At 31.4% G+C, this 12719-nt stretch carries 10 protein-coding genes; 1 reads left to right on the top strand and 9 read right to left on the bottom strand.

Translation table 11 applies throughout. The annotated features are described in order from the left end of the window. Positions 1–41: 41 nt before the first annotated feature. From V9L04_RS14670 to V9L04_RS14645, 6 genes are all read right to left on the bottom strand, one after another. On the bottom strand, positions 42–488 hold the full coding sequence (locus V9L04_RS14670; RefSeq protein ID WP_338790594.1) for a hypothetical protein: 447 nt from the start codon (positions 486–488) through the stop codon (positions 42–44). 64 nt (positions 489–552) lie between these two features. Continuing rightward, entirely contained in the window at positions 553–1281 is a 729-nt protein-coding gene (locus V9L04_RS14665) for an ABC transporter permease (RefSeq protein WP_338790593.1), read from the bottom strand. Between the two features lie 351 nt (positions 1282–1632). Then, positions 1633–2658: a rhodanese-related sulfurtransferase gene (locus V9L04_RS14660; protein ID WP_338790592.1), complete on the bottom strand. Its 1026-nt coding sequence runs from the start codon at positions 2656–2658 to the stop codon at positions 1633–1635. A gap of 143 nt (positions 2659–2801) precedes the next feature. Next, the gene (locus tag V9L04_RS14655) at positions 2802–3452 is read right to left on the bottom strand and encodes an ABC transporter ATP-binding protein (RefSeq protein ID WP_338790591.1); all 651 of its coding nucleotides are present in this window, start codon (positions 3450–3452) and stop codon (positions 2802–2804) included. 321 nt (positions 3453–3773) lie between these two features. Continuing rightward, positions 3774–5396, bottom strand: a complete 1623-nt coding sequence (locus V9L04_RS14650; RefSeq protein ID WP_338790590.1) for a M56 family metallopeptidase — start codon at positions 5394–5396, stop codon at positions 3774–3776. A 129-nt stretch (positions 5397–5525) separates the two neighbouring features. Next, positions 5526–5903, bottom strand: coding sequence for a BlaI/MecI/CopY family transcriptional regulator (locus tag V9L04_RS14645; protein WP_338790589.1), 378 nt, complete (start codon positions 5901–5903; stop codon positions 5526–5528). A gap of 428 nt (positions 5904–6331) precedes the next feature. Between V9L04_RS14645 and V9L04_RS14640 the strand changes: the two genes are divergently transcribed. Then, the gene (locus V9L04_RS14640) at positions 6332–7108 is read left to right on the top strand and encodes a CPBP family intramembrane glutamic endopeptidase (protein WP_338790588.1); all 777 of its coding nucleotides are present in this window, start codon (positions 6332–6334) and stop codon (positions 7106–7108) included. A gap of 17 nt (positions 7109–7125) precedes the next feature. On the opposite strand, the gene V9L04_RS14635 is transcribed toward V9L04_RS14640, so the two are convergent. The 3 genes from V9L04_RS14635 to V9L04_RS14625 form a co-directional block, all read right to left on the bottom strand. Continuing rightward, complete coding sequence (locus V9L04_RS14635; RefSeq protein ID WP_338790587.1) at positions 7126–9360, bottom strand: cation:proton antiporter; 2235 nt, start codon at positions 9358–9360, stop codon at positions 7126–7128. A 161-nt stretch (positions 9361–9521) separates the two neighbouring features. Beyond that, entirely contained in the window at positions 9522–10862 is a 1341-nt protein-coding gene (locus tag V9L04_RS14630; RefSeq protein WP_338790586.1) for an MATE family efflux transporter, read from the bottom strand. A gap of 145 nt (positions 10863–11007) precedes the next feature. Further along, a complete protein-coding gene (locus tag V9L04_RS14625) occupies positions 11008–12627 on the bottom strand; it encodes a polyamine aminopropyltransferase (RefSeq protein WP_338790585.1) in 1620 nt (539 codons plus the stop codon). Between the last annotated feature and the right edge of the window lie 92 nt (positions 12628–12719).

Below are 12719 nucleotides of genomic sequence, written 5' to 3'. Positions count from 1 at the left end.
ATAGCACATTATTTTATTTTGGTATTTTAGTGCAAGTAATGTTAAAACTCCTGTGGAAGTTCTGCCAAACCATTAAAAATACGTTCTTTGAGTAGATTTATGATTCTTCTGTCTGTTCCTGTTTTATTTTGAGCATAAAGATTATATTCTTCCAAATCAAAATGTCCGATTATCATTCCTAATAACTGACTTTTAAATTTTATATCTTTCTGAAAAACCACATCGATATATTCTCGCTGTTTGGTTGCTGAAAGTCTTGAATAGCTTCTTTTATTTTCTGCTTCAGTTTTTGGTTTATCTCCCTTTTTAGTTTCTTTTTCTATGATATAATCTTTAAAAATGGCAAGTAAAACCTTATTTTGAAGTTTCAGGATAGGACGTAAAGTAGCATTTTGGAAACGCTCTTCGCCACTCATTGTATCTACAAGAAGTGCATTTGGAATCTGTGGACGAATAGATTTTTTAGGAGTAAGATTTTGATCAGCCAATGTATATAGTGATAAATGGTAAGTGATAAGTTATAAATGAACAAGAGTAATGTTTTCACAAAAATCAAACAAGCATTTGAGCCAGTAAATAATCAGCTAATAAAATAGCGATACAACTTGTTGTTACTGCTTTCGTACTTGACTCTCCTACTTCTAGTGCGCCACCTCGTGTATAATATCCCATATAAGCCGAAATTGAAGTTACCAAAAAGGCAAAAACTACAGATTTGACAAGCATAAAAGCAACATTAAATTCAATAAAATCTAAACGAATTCCGTATACATACTCTACTGATGTTACTTGTCCTGTAAGTGTTGCAGCCAAATATCCCCCTGTAATAGCTAAAAAAGCAGCCAAAATAACAAGTAAAGGATAAGTTACTAGTCCAGCCAAAATTTTAGGAAAAACTAAATAAGAAGTTGCATTGATTCCCATTACTTCAATAGCATCAATTTGCTCTGTAATACGCATTGTACCTAATCCACCAGCGATATTCGAACCTACTTTTCCAGCAAAAACGATAGCCGTAATGGTAGGAGCAAGCTCTAAAACAGTCATATCACGAACAATTGTACCGATAAGCGATTTAGGAATAAGAGGACTAACAAGGTTATAAGCTGTCTGAACAGCCGTTACAGCACCAATAAAGGTTGAAATAATTGTGACAATATAGACAGAACTAATACCAATTCGCATACATTCATCTACAAAAAGACGAACGTAAACGTGCCAAGGCTCCATATCTGTAACCGTTCGGCTCAAAAAAATCATATACTTACCAATACTTTTCATGTAGGATAGTTAGTTGAAAAAATGTTTGCAAAATGATAAACACAAGATAAAATCTTGCGCTAGAAATTAGTTGATTTCGATACAAATTTATAAAAAAATGCTTCATTTGAGAAACTAAGTAAAAACAGACTTACAATTTCTCAAACAAAGCATAAAACGTTTTTAAATCAAAACAGTTTAAATATTCTACTATTAAACGTTATCACGGTTATTTACAGGTCTAATAATCAATTAGTTAGAGAAAAGTAAAATACTCTTATTTTTCCATAGCGACAGGTTTGCAAACCTGTCGCTATGGAAAAATGAACATTACTAAATTAACCGTGATAATGTTTATTAATTCTGATTTTATTATTTTTCCTTTTCGTTTTTATCTATTACTTTATCAACGTTCCAACCGATATAAGGATTGTAACCGTTAAGATTTTTCTTGTACATTCCTTTTCCTTCTGGTTCGTAAGTACGTTTTTCTGGGTGATTTTTACATTCGTCACTACATGCACCATCCATTTTTTCTAAACAAGGCTTACAAATCGTTGTATGTCGGTTACATTTTGGATTGGCACAGTTTACCATATAATCACTTCGTTCTTTACAAACATAACAGGTGCTTACCAAAGTCGGATTTACTTCATTGACATCAACAGCTACACGCTCATCAAAAACATAGCATTTTCCTTCAAAATCTTCTCCTCCTACTTCTTTTCCATATTTGATGATTCCTCCATGAAGTTGATATACATCTTTAAAACCTTCCTTCATGAGCAAAGCAGTAGCTTTTTCACATTTTATTCCACCTGTACAGTAAGTCAAAACTTTTTTATCCTTGTACTTTTCTAGTTCTTTTACTTTCTCAGGAAAGTCTCTAAAGTTCTCAATATCTAAGGTAACAGCATTTTTGAAGTGTCCCAAATTATGTTCATAATCCGAACGCACATCAAGAATAACAACATCTTCCATATCTTTAAGATTTTTGAATTCTTGTGGAGAAAGATGAGTTCCTGTTCCGTGATACGGTTTTATGTGTGGAATACCTGCGTGAACGATTTCTTTTTTCAATCGAACATTTATTTTACTAAATGTATTCGTTTCTGATGCATCAATTTTGAAATCAATATCTTTAAAACGAACATCATTTTCTAAAGCATCAATGTATTTTTGACATGCTTCTGGAGTTCCACAAACTGTTCCGTTCAAGCCTTCATCAGCTACTATAATTCTTCCTAGAAGTCCTAGTTTTATACAAAAAAGATGATGTTCTTCTTTAAATTTTTCTGGATTTTCGATGGGAGTAAAACAGTAATACAAGAGGACACGATACGGAAAATGAGGATTTTCGACGTTATTGATTGCTAAGTTTTCTTGAGTTGTTTTCATACCTATTTCTTAGTTTCAGCTAAGTGGTAAAATAATTATTTTTACTTTCAAACAGACTAGGAAGTCTGTTATACAAAATTTGATTTGCAAAGATACGAAAAAGTATAGAAAATTTTAACTGCATTTGCTCAAAATACTTGAAATCAAACCACCAAACCTTTTTGCAAAACAATCTCTCTATCTGCCATTTTTGCCAGTTCTGGATTGTGTGTAACGATGACAAAAGTTTGGCTAAATTCTTCTCTTAACGTAAAAAAAAGTTTGTGTAACTCATCTGCATTCTTACTGTCTAAATTTCCACTTGGTTCGTCAGCAAAAACTAAGGCTGGAGAATTTATCAACGCTCTTGCAACAGCTACACGCTGCTGTTCTCCACCTGAAAGCTCGGAAGGTTTGTGGTCTTTTCTATCTAATATTCCAAAACGGTCTAACAATTCAGAAGCTCTTTTTTCAGCTTCTTTGACATTTTTTTTACCAATAAAAGCAGGCATACACACATTTTCTAAAGCTGAAAATTCTGGTAAAAGATTATGAAATTGAAAAATAAAACCGATTTGCTGGTTACGAAAAGTAGCTAATTTATTCGATTTTAGTTTCTGCACTTCTATTCCATTAATGATTATTTCTCCTTTGTCTGGTGCATCTAATGTTCCCAAAATATGTAAAAGTGTAGACTTTCCTGCACCTGAAGAACCTGTAATAGCTACAACTTCTTTTTTGGCAATCGATAAATCAATTCCTTGCAAGACTTCTAATGAACCGTATTTTTTGACTATATTTTTGGCGATGAGCATAGATTTGTTTTTCTAGTTTTTGTTTTGCAAAGATAGGAAATTGATTTTTTAGTTTGTTAGTTTAGTTGTAGGAAAGGCAAGTCATTTTCCTTACAGAAATGCAAAAAAACTCAAACAAAAATATTTGAGCTTTTTTCATTCCCCTTAAATAACTCGTGTTTTTCGGACACAGTTTTTTAATCCCTAACTTCCTGAAATATACGTAATAGATTTTGTAGAGATTAAAAAATGTTTAATCTAGGTAAATGGACAATAATTTTGGCTTTTTATTCAAAAAAATGCCTTGTTTTTAATATTACGTACAAATTGGGAAGTTAGGATTTAATCATTACCTTTTTTGGCATTTTCCTCTTCTTCTTGTTGTTTTCTTGTCTTAAATTTTAAATCAATAGTAGCTGGTTTTGAACCTTTCTTGTCTATTTTTAAATAATAGATTCCTGTATCCTGATCTCCCATCATCCACATAGATTTATACTCTAAATCTAATCTAGGTGTATAATTAAAATGTTCTTTTCCTGCTTCTGAAACTATTTTCATATTGATTTCCTCTTCACTTTGTATATCAAATCTATACATTGTTCCAGCAGATAAAACCATTGTATATTCATCTTTATTTTTTGTGATGTTATATGTTTTTACTTTCATAAATCCATCCTCATCTGCTTTAACTAAACTTTCTTTTTCCTCAAACTTACGAGAAGCCATTGCCAAAGAAATATTCTTTTTATTTTCTGGAACTGTAATTTCTAGTCTGTATTTTGCTGTTGTCGTATTTCTGAAAGTGAAACCTCTAAAATACTTTTCAGCTATAAAATTAGTAACAATTTGTTCTCCTTTTTCATCAAACATTTTAATTTCTACCCCCTCAAAATCATCAGCAGGAAAAAGACGTAACATGTAATCATTGTCTTTTTCTAAATCTAATTCCATAGTAGTAGTCTTACGGATTTTATACGATTTTCCTACTTCATACTCTTTCGGAAAAGCTGCTGCAAAATCATTAGAAGAAACCTCTGAACGCTCTGAAATTTCCACGTATTCTTTCAAACAACTGGTCATAAAAACACACAAGAAAAGAGCAGGAACAGCAAGCATAATTTTGAGCTTTGCAATTTTGTGAGAAGGCGATTTAGTAATCATAATTACACGCTTTTTAAGTAGTGAGTATTGATGAAATTTGGTAACAAAAGGCAGATTTCTACCCACAAAATGTTGATTGATAAGTAAATTGAGATACTGTTTTTTATCAGAAAAATGAGTAATTGTCTCTTTATCAGCCAAATATTCGTGTGTATCTCTCAATGCTTTTTTGTAGAAATAAATAAGTGGATTGAACCACAATAACATTCCTAAAAATTCAATCAAAAGTAAATCTAAAGCGTGTTTTTGTCTGACATGTGCTTTTTCGTGTGCTATAATTTCAGCTTGTTCTGCTGCTGAAAAATCATTAGTTGCAGAGATAAAAACCCAATTAAAGAAAGAAAAAGGCTCAGTTTCTGATTTGGTTTCAATGAGGGTAAAATGCTCTTTTTTAGTTTTTTGTCCTATAAAATAGAGCTTCAAAATCATTGACAACCCTAAAAGAATTCTAATAAAAATCACTGTAACTCCTAACATATAAATTAAAAGAATCCAAGTAGATGGTTCTGAAAAAATACTTTTTGAGTTTTCCATATTTGCGTTATTTATCGCATCTCCATAAGCTAAAAAAATATCAATTTCAGGAACAGTTAGCGTTTCTGAGCTTTGGAAAAACAGACCTAAGAAATTGGAGATATTCAAAGGAAAGAACGGCAAAATGAGTGTCAGCAATAATGCAAAAACTAAATATTTTCTGTTCAAACTAAAGAATGTTTCATTTTTTAGAAAAAGAAAATAAGGAATATACAGCAGAACCAAAAACAAACTGCATTGTAACAGATAATCAAAAAATAGTAGTTTCATTGTGAAATGGTAAATTATTAATGGTGTTATATTTCCCATTATCAACGTCTGATTAGAGACGATTGCTAGGGAGATTGTTATCGTATTTTAATGTTGATAATGGTTTGGTAATTCAAACCTTAGCAAGTGTTAATTATCCTTTTTCTTCTCTTCTTCTTTTTCCATCATTTTCATGATGTCGTCTAGCTCTTCTATATCAATTTCTTCTTTTTTTGCAAAAAAGGAAACGAGTTTTTTGAATGATCCGTCAAAATATCTATCTAGGACACTTCTAGTTGCAAATTTTGCATACTCTTCTCGGCTTACCAATGGAAAATATTGATGTGTATTTCCGTAGGCTTTATGTCCAACAAACTTTTTAGTTTCCAAAATTCGGATAATTGTCGAAACAGTTGTATAACTTGGTTTTTTGCCTTCAATTTTTTCTATTAGTTCTTTTACAAATGCTTTTTCTGCATCCCAAAGAAGTTGCATAATTTTTTCTTCGGCTTTTGTCAATTCTTGCATGATTGATTGGATTGTGTCATTGGTGAAAACAACAACAGAGAGATAAATTAAAAATAGAGATTTAACAACTAATAAATTAGTTGATACAAACATACAGCATTAAAACTAAAGAAGCAAATCATTCAACTAAAAAATTAGTTATTCTTTTAAAATAAAAACCCTGAAAGTTTATTTGGTTGTTTGACAATTTTTGCACTTTATTGATTTTATTTGAATTTTGAATATTGATACTTATCGATGGGGACACCAACGACATAGTGCAAAAGCTGTCAGAGAACAGTTTATTTATAGGCTTTCAGTTTTATCCAAAAATGATAAATAATTAGATAGACAATAAAAAAAAGTTTTTTACTCAAAAATGCTTATTTTAGTTTTAATTCTTATCAAGAGAATTAAAATTCACCCCAAGAATCCTAATTTATAAGGAAATGAAATCACAATCACGCTATCTTCACAAAGAAAGTTTCTTTATCATTTTGATTTTTGTGATAGCTAATTATGGTAGAGCTTTTATTACAAAACTGACTGAATTTTCTATTGAAAATATAGATGAGTTGTGGCAAAGATTATTTTATGTCTATAGTTGGGAAATTGGAATTGTTTTGATTGTCTGTTCGATTTGGTTTGGAAAAAAATTAACTAACGAACTTGGTTTGAATAAAGGTTTTTTGAAAGGATTTGGAATTGCTTTTTTGTGTACACTTCCTATGGTTATTGGATATTTTTTGATAGGCAATTTTATACCTCAAAACTTTACTTTTTCAAAACTTCTGTCTAGTTCTGTTTTACCTGCTTTTAGTGAAGAGCTTTTATTTCGTGCTTTTTTGTTTGGACTTTTATTTCGTCGTTTGGAATGGGGGTTTATTCCTGCTGCCTTTGCAAGTGCTTTTATTTTTGGATTTGGACACCTTTGGCAAGGCAATAATTTTTTGGATACTTTGGGCGTAATGGTAGTTACTTCGATGGGAGGACTTTGGTTTGCATGGCTTTTTGCTGAATGGAATTATAATTTGTGGCTTGTTATTTTTCTACATTTACTTATGAATTGGTATTGGGGAATTTTTGAAATAACGAATAACAATGCTCTTGGTGGAATAGATAGCAATATTTTTAGATTTATTACTATTATAGTTTCTATTATTTGGACAATCAGAATTGCTAAAAAACGAAATCATTTTGAAGTAAATAAAAAGAGATTGTTTTGAAAGAAATAGTTATTTCTTTATTTTTTCTTAAACCATTTTGCACTCTTTTTTCCTATTTTATTTAAGGCTTGAATTGTCTGTAGTGTTTGAGCAGGTTCGATAAAAGTGCCTAAAACAGAGGTATTCTTCATTGCTGAATTGTCAGTATGAATAATTTCTCCTTGCATAGGATAAATCAAAATAAAGTTATAATTTTTGAATTCTTTATTGAGAAGAGAAGTAATAGTATCCATTTGGGGTTGATAGGAAAGTTTATTTTTTCGACTCAACACTAAGATAAGATTATCATTTTTGTGTAGTTTTTTCTTTAATTCTTTAAAATTATCCCAGTCAGAAAATTCTATAAAATTACTTTCTATATTTTCTATATTAAAGGTAGAACTATCTTTATGAAGTCTTTCTATAAAGCTAAGAACTGATAAAGGCGCATAAAAAACGAGTTTTGAATGTGTGTTTTTGGCTAAATTCCATAGTTTGGTAATCCAAAAAGCAAAACCAATTTCTTTTTCTGCATTTTTTGGAATAATGATTATGTGACGTTTGAGTGTAGAAAATGGTTGAAAAGGTTTATAAATAAAAGTTGTCGTGTTAGAAGTTTTGAGAATTCCTTCTGTCAAATTTCCCAAAAAAGAATCTGAAACTCCTCCTTTATGGTGCAACCCCAAAATCAAATCTGTTATTCTATTTTCTTTGATGACACTAGAAATTCCATTGACAACATTTATATCATATCTCAAAATTTCATGCAAAAAAGTATCTGTTGCTGAGGCTGCAACACTTGCTTTTTGAAGAACTTTATTGGCTGTTTTATTTGCATTATCTGTATCATCAGCATGTATTAAATTCGAATCTGTGATTATACTTAAAGCATAGAGATTTTTTTTATTTTGAGTTGATTTAATCGAAACACTCAAATTAATAAGTTCATCAGTTGTATCGATATTGCTAACAGGAATCAAAATTCTTTCTTGCTGTAACGCTACTTTTTTCAAGATTTGATTAGGTGTTTTTTCCTTTTTATGCGTCTGTTCTTTTTCAGCTAAGGCTATATTTTTAGCTCCTTTCTGTGCAATAAAAGAAGCAATTGTACAAGTTACCAAAATCATCAAAATTGTTCCATTCAGTACATTTTCATTGAGTAAACGAATGGTTTCACCTGTTACTGTTTTGCCTATTTCAATATTATAACCTACCAAAACGGCTGCTAAAGTGGCTGCAGCTTGTGCATTACTCAATCCAAAAATTACTCTTCGTTCATCCAATGTAAATTTGTAAGTTTTTTGAGTCAAATAGGCAGCTAGATATTTGGATAAAGTAGCTACAATTATCATAATGATTCCCACTTTTATTGTTTCAAAATCTTTAAAAAAAACTCTGTAATCAATGAGCATTCCGACACCAATTAGGAAAAAAGGAATAAAAATGGCATTTCCTACAAATTCAATTCGGTTCATCAAGGGAGAAGTGGAAGGAATAAGTCTGTTTAATGAAATGCCTGAAAGAAAAGCTCCTATAATTGGTTCAATTCCAGCTAACTCTGACAAAAAAGCTCCTAGAAAAACAATGAACAAAACAAAAATATACTGAGAAACATTATCGTGAAAGCGTTTGAAAAATGAACGAGCAATTAGTGGAAAAATATAGAGGACAATTATTCCAAAAATAACCAAAGAGATTACTAATTTTATCCAAAAAGTAGTATTTACATTTCCTTTCGTCATCCCTACAATAACAGCCAAAACCAGTAAAGCAAGCGTATCAGTAATGAGTGTTCCACCAATGGTAATCGTAACAGCTCTATTTTTACTTACTCCCAACTTACTGACCATTGGATAAGCGATAAGTGTGTGAGAAGCAAACATACTAGCAAGCAAAACAGATGTAAGAACAGAGAAATGAAGAATATAAAAAGAAGACAAAAACCCTAAAATCATAGGAATAAGAAAGGTAAAAAGACCAAAAATAATGCTTTTCTGACTATTTTTTTTGAATTCTTTAAGGTCAATTTCTAATCCTGCCAAAAACATAATATAAAGAAGTCCTGCCGTTCCAGAAAGAATAATGCTGCTATCTCTTTCTAAAAGATGTGTTCCATTTTGACCTAAAAATGCACCTGCGATGATAAGCCCAAGTAAAGGAGGAATTTTAATTCTACTAAATAAAATAGGAACAAAAAGCATTACCAAAAGAAGAATCAAAAACTTCAAAACAGGATTTGTCAGAGGCAATGTAGCTTCGAAAATATGCTCCATATTCGTTTTGTAAAGTAAAAATGGTAGAACTCAAGATAGCTATTTATGAGTAAATTTAAGTTTAAAAACTGAGATAAATTTCTATTTTTTTTTCAGAAAAAAAGCGTAATTTTTCAATAATGAAAAATTACGCTTTGTAGTATTTTTTAGATAAAAATCATCTAAAACTTTTTCCTCTCAAAACGCCAAGTAAGCAAGATAGAAGAAGTAATAAGTCCTAGACATAATCCCCACCAAATGCCAGTAACACCCATTTCAAGAGGAAAAGCTAAAATATATCCACCACCAATTCCGACTACCCAATAAGCAAAAAGACTAATGGCTGTCGGAACTTTAATATCTTCTAATCCTCTAAGGTTTCCTGCTGAAACTACTTGTATTCCGTCTGTCATCTGAAAAACAGCTACAATGATAAGAAGTTGCATCGTTATTTCTACAATCTGTGCAGCATTGGGTTCAGCTTCATTGATGTACCAAAGTGGAATTTGTCCATTAAATAAAAATATTAGTCCTGCCATGGCTGCCATAAAAATGACAATCAAATAAACAGCACTTCTTCCTGTGATTTTGATTTCACTTAGATTATTTTTTCCTACTAAATTTGCTATAGCAACAGTTGTTCCCTGAGAAATTCCGACAGCCACCATAAATGTTGTAAATGCAATATTAAGCGCAATTTGATGCGCTGCTAGAGCTTCTTTACTAATCCAGCCTGCCATAATTGCAGCTACACCAAATGCGCCACTTTCAAAAACCATTTGCAGACCAATAGGAACTCCAATATTTAATAATTTCTTGAAAATTTCTTTTGAAAAGACTGAAATCGAAAATGTAAAATCAATAAATTGTCTAAAAAAAGGCAAAGCAAAAAATATAATTAGCATTACTAATAAAAGTAAAACACGAGAAACAAGTGTTGCTACTCCTGCTCCAACAAGCCCAAGTTCTGGAAAGCCAAATTTTCCAAAAATAAGAAGATAATTGAGTATGATATTGACTATACAGGAAAGAATATTGACAGTCATGGGTACTTTTGTCTTCGTAAGAGCTTCTGAAAATTGTTGTAGAGCCAAAAACAAAAACCAAGGAATAATAGAAAGTGCTACCAAACGATAATATGGAATTGCCAAAACTACTACTGAAGGAGGTTGATCAAGATAATCCAAAAATGGAACTGCCATTTCAAAACCCAACCACATGAGTGTGCTTACAAGTGCATAAAGCACCATTCCATTTTGCAAATATTTGGCACAAAGAGGAAAGTTTTTAGCTGCATACGCATTAGCAACAGGAGGCTTCAGACCATAAGTGAGACCAATTCCAAAGGTCGCAAAAGTAAAAATGGCACTATTTGCAAAAGCTGAGGAAGCAAGTGCAACAGTATCATAGTTTCCTACCATAATCGTATCTGAGAGTGCAATCAAAACCGTTGTGATTTGTCCTAAAACGATTGGTGAAGACAGACGAATATGTTTTTTGAAGTAGAAAAGATAATTTTTCATAGAAAGCAAGGTAGTTTTGTTATGGCTACATTCAAGTACCACAAACGACAAGGAGAGAAAAGAATTACAATAGGTCAAAACAACATTTACAAAATTAGTTCATTCGTAATGCTTTTTAATGAATTATTGCTGTGATTTTATTTTTTTAATATACATACCAATTTCCCTCGTGATAATAACGATACAAAACAGGATTATGAATCGTATTTATTTCTAACTCATTCATTTCTTTTTCCCCTATTTTCCATTGTTTACCAAAAGAAGTAATTTGTAGCATAGCATCATGATTGAGCCATTTTGTATCTATATTTTTGATTTGAAGGTTTTGCATTTCCTTTTTTAGCTCATTACTGCTCATAGTTTTAGCTCCAACAATCCAACCCCATTCTCCCATTGTCAGCACTTGATTATGCATGGGAAGAGTTTTAAATCCTGCTGCTTGCATTGTTTTGTCGATACAATCAAAAGCCTTTGCTGCATAATAAGGACTTCCTGCTTGTGTGATAATTGTTCCTTGTAGTCGCAGATGTTGATAGCAAAGTTGATAGAACTCTAATGTATAAAGACGATTTACTTCAATTGTCTTTGGGTCTGGAAAATCTACAATCATGACATCATAAAAAACCATACTATCAGCTAAAAAATTAAAGGCATCATTGTTATAGACTTTTACACGCTCGTTATTTAGAGAGTTTTTGTTTACTTTTTTAAGAACAGGATTTTCTTTTCCTAATTTTGTCATGGAAGGGTCTAAATCTACCAAGGTAATACTATTGACATTGTCATATTTCAAAACTTCTCTTGCAGCACAGCCATCTCCTCCACCCAAAATCAATACATCTAATTTTCCTTCTTGTTTCTGATCTGTTCCAGATTGTGTAGCAAGTTGCATAACTGGATGTACAAGTGGTTCGTGATATAACCATTCATCAAATGTACTAAATTGAAGATGAGAATTTAAGTATAACCAATAATCATTTTTGTACTGAGTCATTACTATTTTTTGATAACGGCTTTGTTCGTCATATACAATTTTATCCTTATAGCGTTTTTGCTCGCCATACATAACGACAGGTTTTGCACCCACTAATCCAAAAATGATAACACCCAAAACAACCAAACTTATTACTTTTAAATTTGCCTGCCAGCCTCCTGAAAAAAGAGGCTTTAAAGTAAAAAGAACTAAAACACCTACCAAAAAATTAATGATTCCTAAAATAAAAGGCGTATAAGTCAGACCAATAAAAGGCAATCCAATAAAGGCAAAAAATACTCCTCCTAACAAAGAACCATAATAATCCTTCTCCATCACTGAGGAAATATTAAAACGCAATTCTTCATAATTTTCATTGATACGAGTAACTAAAGGAATTTCAAAACCAATCAAAAGACCTATCAAAATACTTAAAGTATAAATTACAAACCCTATCCATTCACTCACAGAAGCAATTCCGTAGGTAAGCAACGAACAAAAGGAAACCAACAAAGATAATATTAGCTCACAAGCAATAAAGAGTTCGATAAGATTCTTCTTAAAAAATTGGCTTAATCTGCTTCCTAAGCCCATCGAAAAAAGCATTACCGAAACAATAAGTGTAAACTGTTTGACAGAATCACCCAAAAAATAAGTAGCCAAAGTAGATAAAATATATTCGGCTACAATTCCTGAAAGCCCTGTGGCAAAAAGAGCTACTTTGAGCGTGCGAGAAGGAGTCCAAAAAGAAGCAAATGAAAACGAAGAAATACGAGGTTTATTTTTATCCATTGGTAATTTATGTATCAAACGAAACAGCAAAAGTATTCAAAGGTCTGAAAAATAAATTAGTTTCTAAAAAATCATTTTTAGCTTTCTTCAAA

Origin of the sequence: Bernardetia sp. MNP-M8 (assembly GCF_037126285.1) — a bacterium.
Lineage (GTDB): Bacteria > Bacteroidota > Bacteroidia > Cytophagales > Bernardetiaceae > Bernardetia.
The sequence above is the reverse complement of the archived record's forward strand: the minus strand, read 5'-3'. Positions and strand labels throughout refer to the sequence as shown.